This window comes from Burkholderia sp. Ac-20365 (genome assembly GCF_017104715.1).
GTDB lineage: Bacteria > Pseudomonadota > Gammaproteobacteria > Burkholderiales > Burkholderiaceae > Paraburkholderia.
On record NZ_JAAGPI010000048.1, the window covers coordinates 1 to 22,799 of the forward strand.

18 protein-coding genes are annotated in these 22,799 nt (G+C 63.7%); 8 read left to right on the forward strand and 10 right to left on the reverse strand.

From position 1 onward, the window contains the following. Positions 1-469 precede the first annotated feature (469 nt). A complete protein-coding gene (locus G3O01_RS39940) occupies positions 470-1,033 on the forward strand; it encodes a DUF6013 family protein (RefSeq protein WP_205812993.1) in 564 nt (187 codons plus the stop codon). Positions 1,034-1,130: 97 nt separating this feature from the next. On the opposite strand, the gene fetB is transcribed toward G3O01_RS39940, so the two are convergent. Together fetB and G3O01_RS39950 are read right to left on the reverse strand one after the other, a co-directional pair. Then, entirely contained in the window at positions 1,131-1,934 is an 804-nt protein-coding gene (gene fetB, locus G3O01_RS39945; RefSeq protein WP_205812994.1) for an iron export ABC transporter permease subunit FetB, read from the reverse strand. Then, the gene (locus G3O01_RS39950) at positions 1,931-2,647 is read right to left on the reverse strand and encodes an ATP-binding cassette domain-containing protein (protein ID WP_205813037.1); all 717 of its coding nucleotides are present in this window, start codon (positions 2,645-2,647) and stop codon (positions 1,931-1,933) included. The genes fetB and G3O01_RS39950 overlap by 4 nt, the downstream gene beginning before the upstream one ends. A 120-nt stretch (positions 2,648-2,767) precedes the next feature. On the opposite strand from G3O01_RS39950, the gene G3O01_RS39955 reads away from it, so the two are divergent. Next, on the forward strand, positions 2,768-5,239 hold the full coding sequence (locus G3O01_RS39955; protein WP_205812995.1) for an AsmA family protein: 2,472 nt from the start codon (positions 2,768-2,770) through the stop codon (positions 5,237-5,239). A gap of 104 nt (positions 5,240-5,343) precedes the next feature. On the opposite strand, the gene G3O01_RS39960 is transcribed toward G3O01_RS39955, so the two are convergent. Continuing rightward, positions 5,344-5,841, reverse strand: coding sequence for a hypothetical protein (locus tag G3O01_RS39960; protein WP_205812996.1), 498 nt, complete (start codon positions 5,839-5,841; stop codon positions 5,344-5,346). Positions 5,842-6,351: 510 nt separating this feature from the next. Between G3O01_RS39960 and G3O01_RS39965 the strand changes: the two genes are divergently transcribed. From G3O01_RS39965 to G3O01_RS39975, 3 genes are all read left to right on the forward strand, one after another. Then, positions 6,352-7,962 carry an ATP-binding protein gene (locus G3O01_RS39965; protein WP_205812997.1) on the forward strand — a complete coding sequence of 537 codons (1,611 nt, stop codon included), beginning with the start codon at positions 6,352-6,354 and terminating at the stop codon, positions 7,960-7,962. 177 nt (positions 7,963-8,139) lie between these two features. Then, the gene (locus G3O01_RS39970; protein ID WP_205812998.1) at positions 8,140-8,634 is read left to right on the forward strand and encodes a response regulator; all 495 of its coding nucleotides are present in this window, start codon (positions 8,140-8,142) and stop codon (positions 8,632-8,634) included. A gap of 76 nt (positions 8,635-8,710) precedes the next feature. Next, complete coding sequence (locus G3O01_RS39975) at positions 8,711-10,702, forward strand: response regulator (RefSeq protein ID WP_205812999.1); 1,992 nt, start codon at positions 8,711-8,713, stop codon at positions 10,700-10,702. A 99-nt stretch (positions 10,703-10,801) separates the two neighbouring features. Here the strand turns inward: G3O01_RS39975 and mscL are convergent, their stop codons facing one another. The 5 genes from mscL to mfd all read right to left on the reverse strand — a co-directional run bounded on the left by mscL (position 10,802) and on the right by mfd (position 18,638). Continuing rightward, entirely contained in the window at positions 10,802-11,254 is a 453-nt protein-coding gene (mscL, locus tag G3O01_RS39980) for a large conductance mechanosensitive channel protein MscL (protein WP_205813000.1), read from the reverse strand. A 205-nt stretch (positions 11,255-11,459) separates the two neighbouring features. Continuing rightward, positions 11,460-12,482 (reverse strand): threonine/serine dehydratase, encoded by a 1,023-nt coding sequence (locus G3O01_RS39985; protein WP_205813001.1) that lies wholly within the window; start codon positions 12,480-12,482, stop codon positions 11,460-11,462. 87 nt (positions 12,483-12,569) lie between these two features. Next, positions 12,570-13,817, reverse strand: a complete 1,248-nt coding sequence (argE, locus tag G3O01_RS39990) for an acetylornithine deacetylase (protein ID WP_205813002.1) — start codon at positions 13,815-13,817, stop codon at positions 12,570-12,572. Positions 13,818-13,964: 147 nt separating this feature from the next. Beyond that, positions 13,965-15,140, reverse strand: coding sequence for a M20 family metallopeptidase (locus G3O01_RS39995; RefSeq protein WP_205813003.1), 1,176 nt, complete (start codon positions 15,138-15,140; stop codon positions 13,965-13,967). A gap of 9 nt (positions 15,141-15,149) precedes the next feature. Beyond that, positions 15,150-18,638 carry a transcription-repair coupling factor gene (gene mfd / locus G3O01_RS40000; RefSeq protein WP_205813004.1) on the reverse strand — a complete coding sequence of 1,163 codons (3,489 nt, stop codon included), beginning with the start codon at positions 18,636-18,638 and terminating at the stop codon, positions 15,150-15,152. Between the two features lie 273 nt (positions 18,639-18,911). Between mfd and ispD the strand changes: the two genes are divergently transcribed. The 3 genes from ispD (at position 18,912) to G3O01_RS40015 (ending at position 21,517) form a co-directional block, all read left to right on the forward strand. Then, entirely contained in the window at positions 18,912-19,622 is a 711-nt protein-coding gene (ispD, locus tag G3O01_RS40005) for a 2-C-methyl-D-erythritol 4-phosphate cytidylyltransferase (protein WP_205813005.1), read from the forward strand. Between the two features lie 62 nt (positions 19,623-19,684). After that, positions 19,685-20,164, forward strand: a complete 480-nt coding sequence (gene ispF / locus G3O01_RS40010; RefSeq protein ID WP_205813006.1) for a 2-C-methyl-D-erythritol 2,4-cyclodiphosphate synthase — start codon at positions 19,685-19,687, stop codon at positions 20,162-20,164. Between the two features lie 156 nt (positions 20,165-20,320). Further along, positions 20,321-21,517, forward strand: coding sequence for an acyltransferase (locus tag G3O01_RS40015; RefSeq protein ID WP_205813007.1), 1,197 nt, complete (start codon positions 20,321-20,323; stop codon positions 21,515-21,517). A 72-nt stretch (positions 21,518-21,589) separates the two neighbouring features. Here G3O01_RS40015 and G3O01_RS40020 read toward each other — a convergent pair whose 3' ends face one another. Both G3O01_RS40020 and G3O01_RS40025 read right to left on the reverse strand, forming a co-directional pair. Beyond that, positions 21,590-22,114, reverse strand: coding sequence for a carboxymuconolactone decarboxylase family protein (locus tag G3O01_RS40020; protein WP_205813008.1), 525 nt, complete (start codon positions 22,112-22,114; stop codon positions 21,590-21,592). Positions 22,115-22,190: 76 nt separating this feature from the next. Continuing rightward, entirely contained in the window at positions 22,191-22,739 is a 549-nt protein-coding gene (locus G3O01_RS40025) for a peroxiredoxin (protein WP_205813009.1), read from the reverse strand. Between the last annotated feature and the right edge of the window lie 60 nt (positions 22,740-22,799).

Sequence of the window (22,799 nt, forward strand, 5' to 3'; positions counted from 1 at the left end):
GTGAAGCGGAGGAACCGTTGGGGGCCCTCAGGCAGTGGTCAAAAACGGGCGGTGTTAGCCCGCTTTCTTTGCTTACTTTCTTTGCGGCGGCAAAGAAAGTAAGTGCCGCCCCGCACAGGGGCAACGCGTGAAACAGGCAAGACAAATCGCGGATGCCAGCGCAAAACCAGGCAAACCAAAACCAAACCTGCGTCGCAAGACAATGCAAAGAAAGTACGTGCCGCCCCGCACAGGGGCAACGCTTGAAGCACGAAGGCAAAACGCGGATGCCAGCGAAAAGCCCAGAAAAAACCAAACCAGCGTCGCAAAGACAAAAAATCACCACACTAAAAGTACACATTACAAGCGGGGTAATACCAGATTCCCCATTTACCAATTGGCGTTAGACTGATCTCGCAAAACCCGCCGCGCGCCGTCACCGCATTCGCAACCACATGGCCATGCGGCAGCACAACAACGAGGTGACAGTATGAGCATCAGCTTCAAACTTCCCGCCGTTTCTGTTGTCGCTTCCCTTGCATGCGCAATGCTCGCCGCGCTGCCAGCGCCATCCGCCCACGCGGCGACACCGATCACCGTGACGTCGCAGGCGGCCACCGACGGACCCATCCGTTACACCGTCAAAGTCACATCGAAACAGTTCGGCAACGCGCAGGAAACCCGCACGATCCGCTCCGGCGAATCGGACGACTTCACCTGGAAAACCGTGCCGCCGGGCGGCCCCGTCGCCGCCGACGGCGATTGCCCCGACCTGTCGTCGCTCCCGCTCGACACCAATGGCGCCATGATCCGTCAAACGCAAATCCGCTTTGCGCCCGTCGTCGCAAAGGACGGCACCGCTACTGTGCAACTGAACTTCCAGGCGCAAACGCCCAAAGGCACGAAGACCGTGTCGAACAACGGCAAGTCGCTCAAGTGCCCGAACGCCACGAGCGTCAGCCAGGTGCTCCGCTTCACCATGCCGACCAACGGCAGCACGAAGACACTCACGCTCAGCGACGGCTCACAGGTCGCGGTATCGGCGAAACGGTGACGCATCGGCGCGAGCAAAACGCATGACGACTGAATTGCATGCAGCGTGCATGCATGGTTGAAGACGTGCGCTTGCCGATATGCGCAGGCAGCGCGCGTCAGTTCTTCGAGCGCCGCTCGACGAGCCGCGACGCCAGAAACCGGTGCTCCGGCGAAAAGAGCCGCCGGTACGTGAGCAGCACGGCGCCCACGGTGCCGAGCGCCGATGATGCCGCGATCAGGAACATGATCACGATCTGATACCGCACGGCCTGCAGCGGCGACTGTCCGGCGAGCACCTGGCCCGTCATCATCCCCGGCAGGCTCACGACCCCGACCACGGCCATCTGGTTCAACGTCGGAATCATGCCCGCACGCACCGCCTGGCGAGCCGGTCCCTGGGCCGCTTCCCAGCGCGTTGCGCCAAGCGCGAGCGCCATGTCGACGCGATCGCGCCGCGCCGTCAGTTCTTCCGTCATCCGCTCGATACCCAGCGATACACCCGTCAGCGTGTTGCCGAGAATCATCCCGAGTATGGGGATCGCATATTGCGGCTCGTACCACGGACGAATGCGGATCACCGCAAACAATCCGACCGCCGCAACGAGCCACGCGCTCGCCCAGATCGACAGGATGCTGTCGACGCGCTGTCCCGCATACGTGCGCGTGCCGCGTCCCGCGCCCGCGAAGCCCGCGATCAGCGTCATCAGGATCATCAGCGGCAGCACCACGTACCAGCGCGCGTAAGCGAACACCCACGCAAGCACATAGCCGATCGCAAGCAACTGGACGACGGTGCGCACCGCGGCCCACGCGAGCTTGCGTTCGAGATCGAGCTTGAGCAGCACCGACACCGCGCCGTTCACGACGATCAGCAGCGCCGCGATCGCGACGTCCCACAGGCTGAGGTTCTGCAAGGTCATCGCGGTGTCTCCATCGCGTGAAGGGATGCGCCGGGCTGCGTGCCGTCGAGCACGCCCGCACGCATCGTCAGATGACGGTTGTTCACGCGTGCCGCCTGCGCGGGATCGTGCGACACCCACAGCCACGCGCGCGTCTGCGGCGCGGCGTCGAACCATGCGCGCACGAGACCTTCGATCGCCAGCGCCGATTCGGGATCGAGCGATGCCGTGGGCTCGTCGAGCAGCAATACATCGGGTGCAAGCTGCAATACGCGGATCAACGCGGCAATCTGCGCTTCGCCGCCGGACAGGTCGCTGGCATACCGTTCCAGAAAGTCGCTGGCCCGTCCTGCCTGCGATGCGAGCGCGGCCGCGTGGTCGCGGTCGAAGCGCACATCGCGATAGGCGCGCAGCGTGTACGGATAGCGCAGATTGTCTTCGACGGTGCCGTCGAGCAGCGCAGGCCGCTGACGGATATAGGCGATGTGACGCCGGTAGCGCGGAATCGTTGCGCGGGCAATACGCCTGCCGCGCCAGCGCACTTCGCCGCCGTCGAGCGGATCGAGCAGCGCGAGCGCGCGCATGAACACGCTCTTGCCGGAGCCGGACGGCCCCGTGATCGCGATGCGCTCGCCCGCATGAATATCGACGCTCGCGGCATGCAGCAGCGTCAGGCCGCGCGCCGTGTCGCGCCGCACGATGTCTTTCGCCTGCACGAGCGGCGCGTCCGTCATGGTGGTGTCGTGGGACATGAGTGTTGTAATGTGTCGCAGCGCATCATCATAACGAAGCGCGCTCGCGGGCACAGCACGTGCTGCGCAGACAAATGATGCAGGTAATTTTTCGGAGCGCTCATGGCTGTGCTGCATTCGACTGGCATATCCGTCGGCAAGACAATCGGCAAGACTCTCGCGTGGCTGCTTGCCGTACTGGTGATCCTGATCGCCGCACTGGCAGTCTTCATTCTCACCTTCGACTGGAACCGCGCGCGTCCGTATGTGAACGACAAGGTCAGCGAAGCGATCGGCCGGCCGTTTGCGATCGAAGGCGATCTGAAGGTCGGCTGGCGGCATCCCGTCGGCGAGACGGGCTGGCGTTCGTGGGTGCCCTGGCCGCGTTTTTCGGCGCAGAACATCACGATTGCGAACCCCGACTGGACGAAGCAGAAGCACTTCGCAACGCTCGATGAAATCGACTTTCAGGTGAAGGTGCTGCCGCTGCTGGCGCACGACATCGTGATTCCGGCGATCAATCTGGTGAATCCGTCCATCGATCTCGAACGCGTGCTCGACGGACGCAACAACTGGACCTTCAAGCTGAAGTCGTCGGCGGGACCGTCCGAGTGGAAACTCGATCTGCATGATATCGAGCTGAATAAAGCCAATATCTCGTTGTCCGACCAGCAGAAGAAGATCGAGATGCAGGCCGTCGTGGATACGCTCGGCCAGCCCGTTCCGATCGGCGAAGCGATGAAGCAGCAGGAAGAGGCATCGCGCAAATCGTCGGCGGAAGTGGTTGGCAAGCAGGGCGCGAAACAGTTGACCGCGCAGGCCGAAGCGGCGGCGGCTTCGGAGGCGTCTGCGGCTTCCGCGGTGGCGCCGGGCGTGCCCGTTGCGTCGGGCGCTTCCGCGCCGGCTGGCGTGGGCGCGTCAGGTCTGGTCGCACAGAACGCATCGGCGGCTGTCGCGGCATCTGCGTCGCCCGCGAGCGCACCCGGCACCGCAGTCGCGCAGACGTCGAACACGCCGCAATACGGAATCGGCTGGACGGTAAAGGGCACTTACAACCGCTCGCCCGTGTCGGGCAGCGGCAAGCTCGGCGGCGTGCTGGCGTTGCAGGACACGTCGCGGCCGTTCCCGGTGCAGGCCGACGTAAAGGCGGGTGATCTGCGTATTGCGCTCGTCGGCACGGTGACGGACCCTGCGCACCTCGCCGCCGTCGATCTGCGGCTCTGGCTGCAAGGCACGAGCCTCGATCATCTGTACCAACTGACGGGCATCACGCTGCCGGAGACGCCGCCGTATGCGACGGAAGGCCACCTGATCGGCAACTTCAAGCCGGGCGCCAGCGTGTTCCGGTATGAAAATTTTACAGGCCGTGTCGGTGGCAGCGATCTGAACGGCACGGTCGTCTACACGCAACGCGCGACACGCCCGCTGCTCGAAGGCACGCTTGTCTCGAATCTGTTGCAGTTCAAGGATCTCGCGCCGATCATCGGCGCGGATAGCAACGCGAGCAAGGCCAAGCGCGGCGACACCGAGCGTCAGCCGTCGAACAAGGCGCTGCCGACCGAGGAGTTCAAGACCGATCGCTGGAAGGCGATCGATGCCGACGTGAAGTTCACAGGCCGCCGCATCATCAAGGATCCGGCGCTGCCCATCACCGATCTCTACACCCACGTCGTGATGACGGACGGCGTGCTGTCGTTCGAGCCGTTGAAGTTCGGCGTCGCGGGCGGCTCGCTTGCATCGACCATTCATCTCGACGGCAGCGCTTCGCCGCTCAAGGGCCGCTTCGCGACGGAAGCGCGCCATCTGAAGCTCAAGCAGTTGCTGCCGACCGCGAAGACGATGCAGAACGCGCTCGGCGAAGTGAACGGCGACGCGGCATTGTCGGCAACCGGCAACTCGCCAGCGGCGCTGGCAGGTTCGTCGAACGGCGAGATCAAGCTGCTCGTCACGGACGGTGCGGTCAGCCGTCTGCTGATGGAAGCGGCGGGGCTGAATGTCGCGAATGTCGTCTATGAAAAGCTGTTCGGCAACCGCGACGTGCAGATCAACTGCGCGGCGGGCGACTTCGTCGTGACGGATGGCGTGCTCGATTCGCGTGTGTTTGCGCTCGACACGCAGGACGCCGTGATCAACGTCGACGGCAACGTGAACCTGAAGAACGAGACGATGAACCTGGGCGTGCATCCGCACACGAAGGGTTTCCGGATTTTCTCGCTGCGCTCGCCGCTTTACGTGAAGGGCACCTTCAAGGATCCGCATGTCGGCGTGAACGCGGCGGCGCTGGCCGTGCGTGGCGGTGCGATGGTCGGCCTCGGTCTGATCAATCCGTTCGCCGCGCTGATTCCGCTGATTGCGCCGAGCAATAACAAGCCGTTGCCGTGTCAGCAACTGATGGCGGCCATGCAGGCGCAGCATCCGACAGCGCCGCCACCGGGGCAGCGCGAGAAGGGCAAGGGCGTAGTGTTGCCGCCGGGCGTGCCGGGCGCGTCGGCAGTCGCGCCCGCCGGACCTGCACCGTCGAAAAAGCCTGCTGGTTCAGGCAATGGCGCGGCCTTGCCGGGACCTGACCATGCGGCGGATTACAAGGGAAGCTGAGCGCGCGTTTGAATCATCCGCAACGAATCACGCTGTAAAAACAGCACGGCCGCGAAATTCGCGGCCGTGTTTTCATGTGAACGCTTTGGCGGAAGATGGGAGATTCATCGCAGCGATCGCGGTGTCGCGTCGCCCGCCGCATCCTGGCGACGCACGCCGCGGCGGGCGCTGGCGGCCGTGCGGGTCGCACCGAACTCCGGCAGGATGCGCGCTCTCGCGCGGCTGGCGAACACCAGGAAGCCGAAACCGTCGGCCTCGTACCAGTAGCCGCCGTTCTCCAGTCCGTCGAGCGGCTGCTCCAGTGCGTTCGCAATCGATTCGATGCAGCGCCGCCGTAATTCGGCGACAGCGGGATAGGGCGGTTGTGCGCCGCGCACGCTGCACAGCAGAACGTCGAGCCCCGGCAGCACATGCGCGTAGAGAACCGGTTCGTCTTGCGAACGGGCGCGCGCAATCTTGGTGTCGAGCTGACCGAATGGCTTGAAATGTCGCAGCACAGCGAGGAACGACTCATCGCCGTCCACCTTCGCGCGCCTGCGCTTTTTCGGGAAGGACATAGATACTCGCCTGAAAAAGAATTGCAAGAAACGCAGCGTCCTCATGCGACCACTCCCGGCTTCGCGCGCCGCACGTCGATCTTTTATAGCATACGAAAATGCCGGATACACGGTGATTCGTCTGTCTCACTCCAACGTTCCGTGCGAACCAGGCCGAATCGCGTCGCCGTGCGCTTTCGCATCCCCTGTGCATCTGGTCTCAATAATAGACTCACACGCGCTGCGCGTGTTTCCGACACCTTAAAAAAAGACATTTTTATGTGCGCCACGCCCTCATCAGCGCACGTTGAAATATCCGTTGCGCCCGTCGATAATGGCCGCGTCCCAGTGATGGCGCGGCTTTCACGCGTGCCGGCGGGCTCTCGCGAGTACGCGGGCGCGGACCATGAGTGAAAGTATCGATAGCGTTTGTCGCGCAGCGACGTTACACCCGCGGCGCACAGCGATGATGCATGCGCGCGGCTCATCAGTGCGCGTGCGTCCCACATGTCGGAAAACGTCGAGAAAACGGCGCATGCCGCGCCGGATGTTCGTGCCGTCTTGCGCCAGTCATCCATGAAACTGTTCACCAAAGGCCTGCTGCTGATTGCATTGCCGAGCGCCATTGAACTGGTGCTGCTCGGCGTCGTCTTCGACATGCAGGCGCAAACCACGCGCGCTGTCGAGCGCTCGGCGGACAGCAAACAGGTGCTGTATCAGGCTGCCGCGCTCGAAAACCCCGTGCTGCGGCAGGTCGCGCGCGTGCGCACCGGCATCGCCACGAGCGATCCTTCGTTCATGGACCGTCATGCGGCATGGGTCGATATCGGCGACCGTCTCGGGCGCCTCGAAACGGCGGTTGCCGATACACCGACGCAAGGCGTGCGCGTGCAGCGCATGCGCGCCGAAGTGGACAGCTACCGGCAGCAGGCGCTGTCCGTTGCGCAATCGTTGCGCACGGGCGCGACCATGAAGCCGTTCGTCACGCTCGAAGGCGGCGAGTTGCCCGCGCAGGTGATGCGCTTTCGCGAGCAGTTGACCGAATTCATCGACGAAGCCTCGCGGCTCGAAACCGAGCGCAACGCGACGCTCGCCAAAACGCGGCTGCGCCAGCAGTATGCGCTGATCGGCGCGGTGATCGGCTCGATGCTGCTGTGGGCGGGTACCGCATTCGCGTTCGCGCGCAGCATCGGCAGACGCCTCGACGTGCTCGCGGATAATGCGCAGCGCCTCGCCAATGCGCAGCCGCTGCCGTCGCCGCTGGCGGGTAACGACGAAATCGCCGCGCTCGATTCCGCGCTGCACCGCACGAGCGAACTGTTGCGCACGGCAGATCAGAATCAGGCCGCGCTGAAGGTGTCGCTGCAGGCCCGCGCGGCGGAACTGGCGAGCGTCAACGAGACGCTGCGTCAGGAGACGCAGGACAACCAGATGTTCATCTACAGCGTGTCGCACGATCTGCGCTCGCCGCTCGTGAACATGCAGGGTTTCTCGAAGGAACTGCAGGTTTCGTGTGACGAGTTGCAAACGACCATCGTCGACGCGAATCTGCCCGCCGTGGAACACAAGCGCCTCGCGCATGTGCTCGACGGCGACGTGCAGGAATCGTTGCGCTACGTACGCTCGTCGGTGACGCGCGCCGCGGCCATCATCGAGGCGCTGTTGCGCATTTCGCGCGCGGGGCGGCTCGAATATCAGTGGCAGCGTGTAAGCGTGGGCCGCGCGGTCGCGCGCGCCGTCGATACGCTGCAGGCGCAGATCGACGCGCGCAAGGCCGTCGTCGTGGTGCGCGATCTGCCGACGGCCTGGGGCGATCCGTCCGCGATCGAGCAGCTGTTCAGCCAGTTGCTGTCGAACGCGATCAATTTTCTGGATCCTTCGCGGCCGGGACGCATCGAGGTCGGCGCGTTGGATCATGCCGGCGACGAGCAGGCGCATACCGCGGCAACGCGAACCCGCACCTTCTTTGTGCGCGACAACGGACTGGGTATTCCCGCCGCCTATATGTCGAAAGTATTTCGCGCGTTCCAGCGGCTGCACGGCGATGTCGCGCAAGGCGACGGCGTCGGGCTCGCGCTCGTGCGGCGCACGGTCGAGCGGCATGGCGGGCGCGTGTGGGTTGAATCGGCGGAAGGCGCGGGGTCGACGTTCTTCGTCACGCTGCCCGATCAGCCGATGCGTAATTGAGGCAAATGAGGACGCAAATGCTGACGCGGATGAACAAACGCTGCGCACATGTACAAAGGTGCAAGAAGCCGTAAGCCAACGGCCGCATAATAGCGGGCAGCGGGTCGTACCATTCACGCAGTCGCAGTTCACGCGCAACGCATCACGCCGATGCGGCGCAAGAGCGCCGGAGGAAACATGTCAAACGGGGAAGCGGTGAGTAAGTCAGTCGGCATCGTGCTGGTCGAGGACGATGACGGGCATGCGACGCTCGTCGAGCGCAATCTGCGGCGCGCGGGTATTTCGAATGGCTTTATCCGCTTCGCCGACGGTCAGGAGGCGCTCGATTATTTCTTCGGCGAGCCACGCGCCGGCGACGGTGCAAACGGCCGTCCGTCGCGCGACGAACTGGCCAATTATGTCGTGCTGCTGGACCTGAAGATGCCGCGTGTCGATGGCTTCGAAGTGCTGCGGCGGCTGAAAGAAACGCCGTCTACCGCATCGATGCCCGTGATCGTGCTGACCACCACCGACGATCCGCGCGAAATCGAACGCTGTTACGAGCTGGGTTGCAACGTCTACATCACGAAGCCGGTCGAATACGATGCGTTCATCGAAGCCGTGCGCCGGCTGGGCTTTTTCCTGCAGGTCGTGAAGCTGCCGCCGGGACAGCGCTACGCACCGGCGGCATAATCGCCAGAACATTCGTGCAATTGTCATGCAGCGCTGCTGCAGTCCTCGTCCGTTCCATTGATCTGAATCATCTGGCATGACAGAAGACGTAATCACGCCGCCCGCCGCTCTCGTGCTCGTCGTCGACGACGACGAGGGCATCTTGCGTCTCGCGCGCAAGTCGCTGGAGCGCGCCGGCTGCCGGGTCGAACTGAGCAGCAGCGTGGAAGCCGCGCATCGTGCGATCGTCGCGAATCCGCCCGATCTGATCGTGCTCGACTATCAGCTCGACGGCGCGGAGACGGGGCTCGACTTTTTTCGCCGCCTGCGCGGTGAAGGCGTGCGGATTCCCGCCATCCTCGTGACGGGTTTTACCGACGAATCACGCGTGATCGAGGCGCTGCGCTCGGGCGTGTCCGACGTCGTGCCGAAAGCGGGCGGCTATCTCGACTATCTGCCCGAAGCGGTCGAACGCGTGCTGTCGCAGACGCGGATGCAGCGAGAATCGGCGGAAGCGCTGCTGTTGCGCGAACGCGAAGCGCATTACCGGATGATGTCGGAGGCGCTGCCGCACCTCGTGTTCACCTGCAATGCGAATGGCGACTGCGATTTCGTCTCGAAGCAATGGGTCGAATACACAGGCCAGGACGGCGCGCAGGCGCTGGGTCTCGCATGGCTCGACGCGGTGCATCCCGACGACCGCGAAGAAACGCGGCGCAACTGGTTGCGAACCGTGCGCGGCGACGGCGCCGACTACCGCAGCGAAATCCGCATCCGTCGGGGCGACGGCGCGTATCGCTGGTTCGACGCGCGCATTGCGCCGATACGCGATGCCAGCGGCATCATCAGCAAGTGGTTCGGCAGTTGCACGGACATCCATTCGCAACGCGAAGCCATCGAGGAGCGCGAGCGGCTGCTCGCGTCCGAACAGGCCGCGCGCCAGGCAGCGGAAGAAGCGAACCGCGCGAAAGACCGTTTTCTCGCGATGCTGTCGCACGAATTGCGCACGCCGCTCACGCCCGTGCTGGCGGGCGCGCGCATGCTCGAGATGATGCAGGACCTGCCCGACGCGGTGCGCTCGGGCGTGGTGATGATCCGGCGCAACGTCGAGCTGGAAGCGCGGCTGATCGACGATCTGCTCGATCTGACGCGGGTGGCCAATGGCAAGCTGCGTCTTTCGCTGGAAACCGTCGACGTGCACGACGTGATCGAGAGCGTGCTCGAACTGTTCCGCAGCGAGATCCAGACCAAACAGCAGGACGTGCACGTCAGCAAGAGCGCGCATCATCATTTCGTGCTGGCCGACCGCGCACGCTTGCAGCAGATGCTGTGGAATCTGATCCGCAACGCCGCGAAATTCACGCCCGACGGCGGCCACATCTACGTACGCACGCGCGACGAACGGATGCACGTGCAGATTTCGATCGAAGACACGGGTGTGGGCATCGAGCCGGAACAGATCGGCAAGCTTTTCAATGCGTTCGAGCAGGGCAGCCAGAACATGTCGCGGCAGTTCGGCGGACTGGGGCTGGGGCTCGCGATCACAAAGGCGTTGACGGACGCGCATGGCGGCACCGTGACGGCGCAAAGCCCGGGCGCGCATTGCGGCGCGACTTTCACGATCACGCTGCCCACGGCGGCCGAACCGATCGGCGAGCCCGCCGCGCCCGAGGCGGCGAGCGTGCAGCCTTCTGGCGGGCTGACCATTCTTTTGATCGAAGATCACGCGGACACGGCCGAAGTGATGGCGCAACTGATGCGCACGCTTGGCCATGAAGTGACCGTCGTCGGGCGTGTGGCCGATGCGCTCGCCGCGACGCAAAGCGCGAGCTTCGATCTGATCGTCAGCGACGTGGGCTTGCCTGACGGCACGGGCCTCGATTTCATCAAGGCGTTCCGCGAGCGCGACGATGCGCCGGCTGTTGCGCTGACAGGCTTTGGCAGCGATGAGGATATCCGCCGCTCTCTGGAGGCGGGCTTCACGTCGCATCTGACCAAGCCTGTCAATTTTGCGCAACTGGAGCAGGTGATCGAAGGTGCGGCGAACGTGAAGACGCAAAAGAGTGCAGGCGAGGCGAGGACCGGCTAGCGGTGCACGCACGCTGGTAAAACACAAAGGGCCTGTTGCGTGCAACAGGCCCTTTGTGCTTGAAAAGCAGCGCCGCTCGGACGCGGCATCGAGAACGCGCTAGACGCGCGGCGACTGCTTCAGCGAGTCGCGGATCTCGCGCAGCAGAAGCACGTCTTCAGGCGTAGCGGGCGGCGGTGCCGGCGGCGCAGCGGGTTCCAGCGTGCGCAGCTTGTTGATGAACTTCACCATCATGAAGATGATGAACGCGAGAATCACGAAGTTGATCGCAACCGTGATGAACGAGCCGTAGCCGAATGCGGCAACGCCCGCCGTTTGCAGATCCTTGTACGACTCGGGGTTGCCCTTGAAGTTATCGGGTATGTGTCCGAGCAGGACGAACTTGTTGGAGAAATCGAGGCCGCCCGTCGCCACGCCGACGACAGGCATGATCAGATCCTTCACGACAGAGTTGACGATCGTCGAGAACGCTCCGCCGATGATCACACCGACTGCGAGGTCCATTACGTTGCCTTTGAGGGCAAATTCCTTGAATTCCTTGACTATGCTCATCGGGCAGTTCTCCTTGAGGTCGATGGCGACATGATAGCCAACGATCGGCGCAACGTGAAATGATTTGGCGCCGGATCGCCTTGGGCTTCGGCCAGCATGACGCAGAAGTGACGAGGAACCGTCGGTGTTTGCAAACGGTGGGCCAGCAATCAACCCCCGCTTTCACAAGCAAAGCCGCTGTAAGGAATACGCCCGTATGTGGCGCTTAAACTTCGGCGGCGCGCGCCTGTTCGATGTGCGCGGCGAACGTGACGGGATCGGTATTGGTGCCGCACAGCAGCACGCCGACGCGTTTGCCTTGCAGTTGTTCGCGCAACGGGCCGAGCAGGGCGGCCGTGGCGGCCGCGCACGCCGGTTCGACGGCCAGCTTCAGTTGTGTGAACAGTGTCAGCATCGCGGCGCGCAATGCGTCGTCGGTGACGGTGACGAGACGGTCGACATGCCGGCGGCAAAGCTCGTAGCTGTACTGCTCGGTATGTGGCGCCATCAACGAATCGGCGATCGAATGCATGTGGGTCATCTTCACGGTGTGATTCGCGGCAAAGCTGCGGTTCATCACATCGGCACCTTCGGGCTCGACGCCGTATACATGCACGCGCGGATTGGCGAGGCGCAAGGCCGTCGAAATGCCCGCCGCCAGTCCGCCGCCGCCGAGGGGCACGATCACGGCATCGAGATCGGGCGTCTGCGTCGCCCATTCGTAGCCGAGCGTCGCGGTGCCGAGCACCGTGCGGTAACCGTTGAACGGATGCACGAAATAGCGGCCTTCCCCGGCCTCGATGCGCCGCACGATCTCGAACGCCGCGTTGACGTTGTCGGCCATCACGACTTCCGCGCGATATTGGCGGCATAACGCGATACGCGCAGGGTTCGCCGCGTGCATCACGACAACCTTCGCGCTGATGCCCATGCGCATTGCTGCATAGGCGACAGCGACAGCATGATTGCCGCCCGACACGCAGGTCACGCCCGCGATACGCTGGGCTTCATCGAGCGCAAGCAGGTTCGAGAAAGCGCCGCGCGCCTTGAAGCTGCCACCCGCCTGCAGCAGCTCGAACTTGAAGTTCACGAGGGTGCCTTCGAGCGTCGGAAAATCCAGCCGGTCGAACACGGGCGTTCGGACCACCCACGGCGTCAACGCAAAGTGCTGCGAGGCGATGTCGTCGAGCGTCGGGATCGGCTCGCCGTCGATCGTATGGTCGGTGTGCTGCGGCGTGGCGGTGGACATGGCGTGCGTCGTCTGTGGGTGAGGTCCGCGTATATGCCTTGTTGTCGTGAGCGTTGCTACGTCTGCTGCTATGTTCTGCTGCTTCGATCAGTGCGCGTGCGCATCGACCGACATGCTGTGAATGAACTTGCCGAGGAACTGCTCGCACTGCGCGAGCTGATCGAGCGTGACGAATTCGTTGGCCTTGTGCGCCTGCACGATGTCGCCGGGGCCGCACACGATGCTCGGAATGCCCGCCAGCGAGAACAGGCCCGCTTCCGTGCCGTAGGCAACCTTGCGCTTGTCCTGATCGGCGGTAAGGGCGCGCACGAGCTGCGTAATGGCCGCCTGTTCCGTTGCATCGAGGCCCGGCGCTGCGGCGATCTTCGTGAACTCGATCGCGGCCGCTTCGTGCTCGCGCTTCATTTTGGGCAACAGCGTTTCGCGCGCGTATTCGTCGATGCGCGCGAAGATCGGTTCGGGGTCTAGCGTGGGCAGATTGCGGAATTCGAATTCGAAGCTGCATTCGGCGGGCACCGTGTTGATCGCGTTGCCGCCTTTGATCGTGCTGGTTTGCGCCGTCGTGAACGGCACGTCGTAGAGCTGGTCGAACGGGCCTTGCTCGCGGAACTGGTCGGCCATGTCGCGGATGTAGCAGATCAGCCGCGCTGCGTATTCGATCGCGTTGAGGCCCTTGGGCGTGAGCGACGAATGCGCCGCGAAGCCACGCACGCAGCACTGGTAAGCGTTGATGCCCTTGTGCGCGATGATGGGACGCATGCTGGTCGGCTCGCCGACGATGCAGCCATCCGGCTTGACGCCGCGCTTCATCAGGTCGGCGATCATCAGCGGGGCGCCCACGCAGCCCACTTCTTCATCGAACGACAAGGCCAGATGGATCGGCTTGGCGAGTTTTGTCTGCTGCATTTGCGGCACCAGCGTCAGCGCTGCGCCAATGAAGCCTTTCATGTCGCAGGTGCCGCGGCCATAGAGCTTGTCGCCGCGCACTTCGGGCTTGAACGGGTCGCTGTCCCAGTTCTGGCCGTCGACGGGCACCACGTCCGTGTGGCCCGAAAGCACGATCCCGCCATTCGTTTCGCCGTCATGCGCCGGAATCGTCGCGAACAGGTTCGCCCATTTGCCGCTTTCGTCATGCGTGAGCGTGGCTTCGACGCCGCGTTCGCGCAGCGCGTCGCGCACCGTTTCGATCAGCCCGAGGTTCGGGTTGCGGCTGACCGTGTCCATCGACACGAGGCGCGTGACCCAGGGAAGCGAAGCGGGAGAAGAGGACTCGGCGGATGCTGCGGAAGAGGAAGGCGTTTGTGCGGACAGCGCTTTGTCAGCGACCTGTGACATGACTTGGGCTCCAGCTTGTGTGTCTTTTGATGATACCCAAAAAACGCTTAATTAGCCAAAGCTCATAAAGCCCGAGTGCTTGATGGGCGGGCGTTTGCGCGATGCAGCAATCGGTTGCTTACGTGATGAATGTGCTAAGGCCGACGATTATTGGGCGGCAAGCAGCGTGAGCAACGCGCGTTCGTAGGTGCGATAGACGGGCGCGATGCTGGCAAGCTCGATGCGCTCGTCGGCGGCATGGATGCCTTCGCATCGCACGCCGAAGCCACACAACGCGGGCACGCCGAGCGATGCGAGGTAATTGCCGATATTCGACGGTCCCGCGACGGCCAGCGGCACGTTCTCTGACAATTCGTCGTGCGCCGCGCGCTGCAGCGCGCTCGCCATCGGATGCGAATCCGGCACGCGATACGCAGGCCAGCCCGCAATCCATTCGATCGACGTCGCGAGCGACGCATCGTACTGCGCGTCGTGATCGCGCACGATCCGCTCGATCAGGCGCCGCGCTTCATTTGCGCCAAAGGCCGGCGTGAGTCGGCAATCGAGGTTGAGTTCGCAACGATCCGGCACGCTGGTGAACGTGCCGTCGCCCGCGCGGATGCCCGTCACGGTCAGTTGCGCGGGGCGGCCGAACGTGGGATCGACGGGTAGCGTGGTGTCATTCAACGCCGCCGCGAGATGCGCGCCGCGAATCGCCGCATTGAGTCCGCGCGTAGTGCTCGCGCCGGAATGCGCCGCGATACCGCGCACGACCAACTGAGCCCGAAGGAACCCGCGCGCGCCGACCACGATCCTGTCGATGCCCGGATAGCCGATGAACACGCCGTCAGGTCTGGGCGCATCGGGTGCGTCGAAAAAGGCGCGGGCGCCGCCGAAGCGGCCCGTATGTTCGTCGAGATCGAACAGGACGCTCAGCGTGCCAACAAGCGCATCGACACGTTGCGCGAATGCCGCAGCCAGATGCGCGAAGATCGCGACGGCCGCCTTGCTGTCGCCGCTGCCGCGTCCATGAAGCCAACCGTCGGCAATGTGCGCGCTCAAAGGCGGATACGTCCACGTCGATTCATCGCCGAAACTCGCGGTGTCGAGCGTCGCGTTAAGCAGATAGTGCGGCCCGCCGCCGTTGCCCCGAATTTGCGCGTGAAGGGCGAGCGGATCGCCATCGGCGGAAACGAGCCGGCGCGTACGCACCTGATGCGCGTCGAACCACGTTTCGACACACTCGAGCACCGGGGCACGCGCATCGATGCCGCCGCGGCTCGGCACGCGTACGAGCGCCGTCAACAGATCGACGATCGAAGCCGTATCGACAGCGCCCGTCATGTGACGGCGTTACGACGCGACGCGCCGGTCCGCCGCGCCCTTGGTCGGTGCGCCGAGCGCGCGCAGCGTTTCCTTCACGGTCGCGACCCGCACCGTGAAGTCGGGACTACGGCTTTCGATACGCAGCTTGTCCTGGCCCGCAAGCTTGATGTGCTTGTGCTTCTGAACCATTTCGATGATGCGCATGGCGTCGATAGGCGGATTCGGAATGAACTGCAGGCCGATCACCGCTTCGCCCGCATCGATCTTCGAAATACCGAGCGGCTTCGCGGCGAGGCGCAAGCGGTGCGTCTCGACGAGCGCGTGCGCCTGCGGCGGCATCTTGCCGAAGCGGTCGATCAGTTCTTCCTGAATGCCGTCGATCGAATCGTTGTGCTCGCAGTTCGCGAGGCGCTTGTAGAGCGACAGACGCTCCTGCACGTCGCCGCAATAGTCGGCCGGCAGGATCGCGGGTGTGTGCAGGTTGATCTCCGTCGTCGCGGCGAGCGGCGCGGTGAGATCGGGCTCCTTGCCGTTCTTCAGCGCCTTCACGGCGTCGTTCAGCATGTCGGTGTAAAGCTGGAAGCCGATCTCGTGAATCTCGCCCGATTGCTTGTCGCCGAGCACTTCACCCGTGCCGCGAATTTCGAGGTCGTGCATCGCCAGATAGAAGCCGGCGCCCAGTTCTTCCATCTGCTGAATGGCTTCGAGCCGGCGTTGTGCCTGCTTCGTCAGGCCTTGCGGATCGTGCACGAGCAGATACGAATACGCCTGGTGATGCGAACGCCCGACGCGCCCGCGCAACTGGTGCAGCTGCGCGAGACCGAACTTGTCCGAGCGGTGAATCAGGATCGTGTTCGCGCTCGGCACGTCGATACCCGTTTCGATAATCGTCGTGCACAGCAGCACGTTGGCGCGCTGCGCGACGAAATCGCGCATCACGCGCTCCAGCTCGCGCTCGTGCATCTGGCCGTGCGCGACGGCAATGCGCGCTTCGGGCACGAGCGCTTCGAGCATCTGCCGACGGTTTTCGATGGTTTCGACTTCGTTGTGCAGGAAGTACACCTGGCCGCCGCGCTTCAGTTCGCGCAGCATCGCTTCGCGAATCACGCCGTCTTCCTCGCGTCGCACGAAGGTCTTGATCGCGAGGCGCTTTTGCGGCGCGGTGGCGATCACCGAAAAATCGCGCAAGCCTTCCAGCGCCATGCCGAGCGTACGCGGAATCGGCGTCGCGGTGAGCGTGAGCACGTCGACTTCGGCACGCAGCGCCTTCAACGCTTCCTTCTGGCGCACGCCGAAACGGTGTTCCTCGTCGATGATCACGAGCCCCAGCCGCTTGAACTGCACATCCGACGACAGCAGCTTGTGCGTGCCGATCACGATATCGACGCTGCCTTCGTTGATCTGCTGGATCGACGCGCTGACTTCCTTGCCCGTCTTGAAGCGCGAGAGTTCCGCGATACGCACCGGCCAGTCGGAGAATCGGTCGGTGAAGGTCTGGGTGTGCTGTTCGGCGAGCAGCGTGGTCGGCGAGAGCAGGGCGACCTGCTTGCCGCCCATCACCGCGATAAAGGCCGCGCGCAATGCCACTTCCGTCTTGCCGAAGCCGACGTCGCCGCAAACCAGCCGGTCCATCGGCTTGCCGCTCGTCATGTCGCCGATCACGGCGGCAATCGCGGCCGCCTGGTCGGGCGTTTCCTCGAAGCCGAAGCTCTCGGCGAACTTCACGTAGTCGCGCGGTTCGAGCGGGAACGCGTGACCTTCGCGCGCGGCGCGACGTGCGTACAGGTTGAGCAGTTCGGCGGCGGTGTCGCGGATCTGCTGCGCCGCCTTGCGCTTGGCCTTTTCCCACTGGCCCGAGCCGAGCGCGTGCAGCGGCGCGCTTTCGGGATCGGCGCCACTGTAGCGGGAAATGACGTGTAACTGCGCGACGGGCACGTAGAGCTTGCTGTCGCCCTGGTATTCGAGGTGCAGGAACTCGGTTTCGCCTTCGCCGAGATCCATCGTCACGAGGCCCATATAGCGGCCGATGCCGTGCTGCGAATGCACGACCGGGTCGCCGACCTTCAGTTCGGAAAGGTCGCGCACCATCGAATCGACGTTGCTCGCCTGTTCCTGGCGACGTCGGCCCGCGCGGCGCGCGAGCGGGCCGTATAGTTCCGTCTCGGTGAGAATCGCGACGCCTTCGGCGGGAATCGCGAAGCCGTTGGCGAGCGGCGCGACGCCGAGCGCGAAGCGCGCGTCGGAGGTTAGCCAGTCGGCGTAGCTGTCGGCGGAAGCGGGGCGCAACGCGTTGTCGGCGAGCAGCTGCGCGATCGTCTCGCGCCGGCCCGCCGATTCCGCCGCGAACAGCACGCGGTTAGGCGTCGTCGCGAGCCACGCACGCAAGGCGGCGACGGGATCGTCGGCGTGGCGGTCAATGGCGAGATTCGGCAGCGGCACGGCCCAGCCGCCGCCCGCATTACCCGGCAGCGAAAGCCGCGCGAACGGCTTGGCAAACGTGTAGAAATCTTCGTCCGACAGGAACAGGCGCTTCGGTTCGAGAATCGGCCGGTCGCGATCGTGCGACAGGAAGCCGTGGCGCTGTTTGGTATCCGCCGTAAAGCGGCGGATCGCCGCGTCCAGGTCGCCGACGAAAACGAGTTGCGCGTTTTCCGGCAAGTAGTGAAAGAGCGTCGCCGTCTCTTCGAAAAACAGCGGCAAGTAGTATTCGATACCCGCCGACGGCACGCCGTTGCCGATGTCCTTGTAGATCGACGCGCGGCTCGGGTCGCCCTCGAACACTTCGCGCCAGCGGCTGCGAAATGCGGTGCGGGCGGCTTCATCGAACGGAAACTCGCGGCCGGGCAACAGGCGCACGTCCTTCACGGGATACAGGCTGCGCTGCGAATCGGGATCGAACGCGCGGATCGAATCGACCTGGTCGTCGAACAGGTCGATCCGGTACGGCAGCGGCGAACCCATCGGGAACAGGTCGATCAGGGAGCCGCGCACGCAGTATTCGCCGGGACGCACCACCTGACTCACGTGTTCGTAGCCCGCCAGCGTCAATTGCGCCTTCAGCTTGGCCTCGTCGAGACGCGCGCCCTGCGAAAACGAAAACGTATAAGCCGCCATGAACGACGCGGGCGGCATCCGGTACAGCGCCGTCGTCGCGGGCACCAGCAGGATGTCGCAGCGGCCTTCGCCCAGATCGTGCAGCGTGGCGAGCCGCTCGGACACGAGATCCTGGTGCGGCGAGAACGAATCGTATGGCAGCGTTTCCCAGTCGGGCAGCAGGCGCACCCGTGCTTCCGGCGCGAAGAACGCCAGTTCCTGCGTGAGCCGCTGCGCATCGACCGCGCTCGCGCAAACCACGGCGAGCAGCGGCATCTGCGCCTTGTGCGCGAGGTGATAGCGCGCGATCAGCAGCGCATCGGACGAACCGTGCGTGCCGTCGAACACGAAACGCTGGCCAGCCTTGACCAGCGCGACGGGCGTTGAAGAGGAAGACTGCGTGGATGCGGCGATGTCGGGCATAAAAGGGAAACGGCCTTTGGGTGACGCGAATGATGACGCCACTCATGGCGCCACTCATGACGCCAATGAACGACGGAGCAACGATCGACTGCAACAACGCGCACGGGCAACCGGCGGCGCGACAGGCACGCGGCCAATGGAAACCCCCAGCGGACGCCTCGCGGGCGCGTCGCTGGCGGTGCGCGAGCGGCAAGTTTACGCGTGCCGGGGCATGCGTGCCGAAGACCTATTATAAAATCCGTCCTTCACTTTCACCTGCAACGCGTCTTGTCCGTGACTTCCCGCCTCTTTGCACTGATTCCCTGCGCCGGCACCGGCAGCCGTTCGGGCGCGCCGATGCCCAAGCAGTATCGAACCGTCGCGGGACGCGACATGCTGCATTATTCGCTCGCCGCGTTCGACGCCTGCAGCGAATTCGCGCAGACGCTCGTCGTGATCGCGCCGGACGACCAGCACTTCGACGCGCGCCGTTTTGCCGGCTTGCGCTTTGCGGTGCAGCGCTGTGGCGGAGCGTCGCGGCAGGCTTCCGTGCTGAACGGGCTGCACGCGCTGGCCGGATTCGGCGCGCACGATGACGACTGGGTGCTGGTGCACGACGCCGCGCGGCCCGGCATCACGCCCGCACTGATCCGCACGCTGGTCGGCGCGCTGAAGGACGATGCCGTGGGCGGCATCATGGCGCTGCCCGTCGCGGATACCCTCAAGCGCGTAGCGCCCAACACCGACAACCGCATCGACCATACCGAACCGCGCGACGGCCTGTGGCAGGCGCAGACGCCGCAGATGTTCCGCATCGGCATGTTGCGCGAAGCGATCCTGCGCGCGCAAAGCGACGGCCACGATCTCACCGACGAAGCGAGCGCGATCGAATGGTCGGGCCACGCGCCGAAACTGGTGCAGGGCAGCTTGCGCAACTTCAAGGTCACGTATCCGGAAGACTTCGATCTGGCCGAAGCGATCCTCACGCGCGGCACGGCGGGCTGACGGGCGCACATCGCAGCAAGATTCATCTTCACGCTTTCACGAAACAACGGAACCCCACGCATATGGATTTGAGAATCGGACAAGGCTACGACGTTCACGCACTGGTGCCGGGACGCCCGCTCATCATCGGCGGTGTGACGATTCCGTATGAGCGCGGGCTGCTCGGCCATTCTGACGCCGACGTGCTGCTCCATGCGATCACCGACGCACTGTTCGGTGCGGCCGCGCTCGGCGATATCGGCCGCCATTTCCCGGATACGGCGACGGAGTTCAAAGGCGCGAACAGTCGCGTGCTGCTGCGCGAATGCGCGGCGCGCATCGCAAAGGCGGGCTTCACGATCCAGAACGTCGACAGCACCGTGATTGCGCAGGCGCCGAAGCTCGCGCCGCATATCGACGGGATGCGCGCGAATATTGCCGAAGACCTGAATCTGCCCATCGAGCGTGTCAACGTGAAGGCGAAGACCAACGAGAAGCTCGGCTATCTCGGTCGCGGCGAGGGCATCGAAGCGCAGGCAGCAGCGCTGTTGCTGCGCGTCTGAGCGTGACTGCGCAGCGGGTCAGATTTGCCTGATCCGCGCGTCGAAGTTCGCGTGAACATGCATCATTTGCCGGTTTCGTACGCGAACGTCGATTAAAAAAATCGAAATTCGCCGTCGCGCATTTTTGTCGATATTTGTCCGCTTAAAGTGGACCGCATGAAGTCAAGCGGACGGACAACGACGGCGGTCAACACGCACGTCAAACAGGCTGGACACCCGAAGGCGCATGTGCGAGGCCTCAACGGCATGAGAGCGCTGGCCGTCGTGCTGGTGTTTCTGTCGCACAAGGCGCACGTCGAGGCGGTTGACGTCGGCAAACTGGGTGTCTGGATCTTCTTTCTGATCAGCGGCTTTCTGATCATGGGCGAACTGCATCGCAACCGCCTGCGCATCGAAGCAGGCAGCGCCCGCCGGAAAGCCGTGATGTGCGTGTTCTTCATGAAGCGCGCGTTGCGCATTTTCCCGATCTACTATCTGCTGCTGCTCGCGCTGACGATCGCGCACGCGCTGTTCTATCAGCGCGATGTCGATCTCGGGCTCGCGTGGCATGTCGCGTTTCTGTCCGATTACTGGATCGGTGTGGTGAAGGACGGCTGGCCGGGCACGGTGTCGCATTTCTGGAGTCTGGCGCTCGAGCAGCAGTTCTATCTGCTTGCGCCGTTTTTGCTGGTGCTGACGGCTGCGTCGCGGCATCTGCGAATCTGCATGATCGTGGTGCTCGCGGGTGTGGTCGGCCATCTGTCGATGCATGCTGCCAACGCCAGCGAGCCGCTGATCTACGCATGCTCGCCGTTGAACTTCGCGCTGCTCGCGCTTGGTGGACTCTGCGGCGTGATGGTGCAGGAGGGTGCGATGGCGCACGCGGCCGCGCGTCCGGAAACAGGTGTGGCCGGCGCGCTCGGCGTGCTGGTATTCGCGACGCAACCACTGTGGGGCGAGTGGGCTTTGCCGTTGCGGAATGTCGGCGCTGCATGGACCGACATAGGGCTTGCGCTCTCGCTATGCGTGCTGTTCGCGTGGATCGTCAACCGGCCGCGCAGCGCGATCGTGTCGGTGCTCGAACTCAAGCCGCTCGACTACCTGGGCACGATCAGCTACGGCTTCTATCTGTTCCACAATCTGATTCCGTCGAAACTCGGCTTCGCTCCCGCGTGGTTCATGTGGCGGCACGCGCCGGCATGGATGCACACGCTCTTCGCGCTTACGCTGCAATTCGCACTCGCCGTGCTGCTCGCGCATCTGTCGTGGCATCTGATCGAAAAGCGCCTGCTTGAACTGAAGAAGCCTTTCGAGGCTGCCATCGCACGCCGCCTGCCTGCGCGACGTCTGCGTGTACAAACGCAAGCCCGCTAACTAGGGCGTCAGGAAAGCAAAACGCCACGCATAGGCGTGGCGTTTCGTCGGCATGGGCGAAACCGGTGCGGCTTATTTGCCTTCAGCCACGATCACTTGCGCAGCCGCATTCACGACAGCGGCAATACGGCCGACGTCGCGCAGTTGCGTCGAACTCATGCCTTCCGCGACGAGCGTCTCGAAGTGCGACTTCACGCAGTGAGGGCACTTGCCGATGATCGATGCCGAAAGCGCATACATTTCGAAGCGTCGCTTGTCGACGCCGCCGTGCGACGCGTAAGCGTTCATCCGCAAGCCCGCGGGCTGCGACTTCAGATCGGCGCTATCCGCCATATCGAGATACGGATACCAGACGTTGTTCATGCCCATCAACGCAGCCGCCGTCAGCGCGCCGTTGACTTCTTCCGGCGACAGCACGCCTGCTTCGCGGATCGCGGTGATGATCGCCGGACTCTTTGCCGCGAATGCGGCCGCTAGCGCGACGCCGACGGCATCGTTGCCTTCCAGCGACGAGCGCGCAATCGTGCCGTCCAGATTCAGGCGAATGTCTTTGGCGTAATCGGGAATCCGTTCTTTAATCGCCGCAATGAATTCCATTGATATCTCCTATCCAATTGCCGATAAAAAAGCCCGCTGGCCTTTTCAAGCTTAGCGGGCTTTCGACTGCACGTAATTACAGCGTCGCGCCGCCGACTGCACGGTTGCACGGGCACAGTTCGTCCGTTTGCAGACCGTCCAGAATTCGCAGCACTTCTTCCGGGTTACGGCCGACGTTCAGGTTGTTCACCGAAACGTGCTGGATCGTGTTGTCCGGATCGACGATGAACGTGGCGCGCAGCGCAACGCCCGCTTCCTTGTCGCGCACGCCGAGCTGGTCGATCAGCTCGCCCTTGACGTCGCCGAACGCGTAGTGGTTCAGCTTGTTCAGGTCCTTGTGCTCACGGCGCCATGCGAGTTTGACGAATTCGTTGTCGACGCTGCCGCCGAGCAGAACGGCGTCACGCTCTTCGAAGTCTTTCGCCAGCTTGCCGAACTCGACGATTTCCGTCGGGCAAACGAACGTGAAGTCCTTCGGGTAGAAATAGATGATCTTCCACTTGCCCGGGAACGACGATTCGGTGATTTCTTCGAACGCCGACACGCCGTTCTCTTCGTGGTTGTTGAAACCCGGCTTCGCAGCGGTGACAGTGAAGGCTTCGAGTTTATCGCCGACAGTTTTCATGCGTTGACTCCTTGAGAAGTGGCAAATGAGATTCAAAACAACCCGCTTAAGCTACCGGCT

Excerpts from the sequence above, each read along its gene's own strand:
- G3O01_RS39940 (WP_205812993.1), top strand. The coding sequence starts at position 470 with ATGAGCATCAGCTTCAAACTTCCCGCCGTTTCTGTTGTCGCTTCCCTT.
- fetB (WP_205812994.1), bottom strand. The coding sequence starts at position 1,934 with ATGACCTTGCAGAACCTCAGCCTGTGGGACGTCGCGATCGCGGCGCTG.
- G3O01_RS39950 (WP_205813037.1), bottom strand. The coding sequence starts at position 2,647 with ATGACGGACGCGCCGCTCGTGCAGGCGAAAGACATCGTGCGGCGCGAC.
- G3O01_RS39955 (WP_205812995.1), top strand. The coding sequence starts at position 2,768 with ATGGCTGTGCTGCATTCGACTGGCATATCCGTCGGCAAGACAATCGGC.
- G3O01_RS39960 (WP_205812996.1), bottom strand. The coding sequence starts at position 5,841 with ATGAGGACGCTGCGTTTCTTGCAATTCTTTTTCAGGCGAGTATCTATG.
- G3O01_RS39965 (WP_205812997.1), top strand. The coding sequence starts at position 6,352 with ATGAAACTGTTCACCAAAGGCCTGCTGCTGATTGCATTGCCGAGCGCC.
- G3O01_RS39970 (WP_205812998.1), top strand. The coding sequence starts at position 8,140 with ATGTCAAACGGGGAAGCGGTGAGTAAGTCAGTCGGCATCGTGCTGGTC.
- G3O01_RS39975 (WP_205812999.1), top strand. The coding sequence starts at position 8,711 with ATGACAGAAGACGTAATCACGCCGCCCGCCGCTCTCGTGCTCGTCGTC.
- mscL (WP_205813000.1), bottom strand. The coding sequence starts at position 11,254 with ATGAGCATAGTCAAGGAATTCAAGGAATTTGCCCTCAAAGGCAACGTA.
- G3O01_RS39985 (WP_205813001.1), bottom strand. The coding sequence starts at position 12,482 with ATGTCCACCGCCACGCCGCAGCACACCGACCATACGATCGACGGCGAG.
- argE (WP_205813002.1), bottom strand. The coding sequence starts at position 13,817 with ATGTCACAGGTCGCTGACAAAGCGCTGTCCGCACAAACGCCTTCCTCT.
- G3O01_RS39995 (WP_205813003.1), bottom strand. The coding sequence starts at position 15,140 with ATGACGGGCGCTGTCGATACGGCTTCGATCGTCGATCTGTTGACGGCG.
- mfd (WP_205813004.1), bottom strand. The coding sequence starts at position 18,638 with ATGCCCGACATCGCCGCATCCACGCAGTCTTCCTCTTCAACGCCCGTC.
- ispF (WP_205813006.1), top strand. The coding sequence starts at position 19,685 with ATGGATTTGAGAATCGGACAAGGCTACGACGTTCACGCACTGGTGCCG.
- G3O01_RS40015 (WP_205813007.1), top strand. The coding sequence starts at position 20,321 with ATGAAGTCAAGCGGACGGACAACGACGGCGGTCAACACGCACGTCAAA.
- G3O01_RS40020 (WP_205813008.1), bottom strand. The coding sequence starts at position 22,114 with ATGGAATTCATTGCGGCGATTAAAGAACGGATTCCCGATTACGCCAAA.
- G3O01_RS40025 (WP_205813009.1), bottom strand. The coding sequence starts at position 22,739 with ATGAAAACTGTCGGCGATAAACTCGAAGCCTTCACTGTCACCGCTGCG.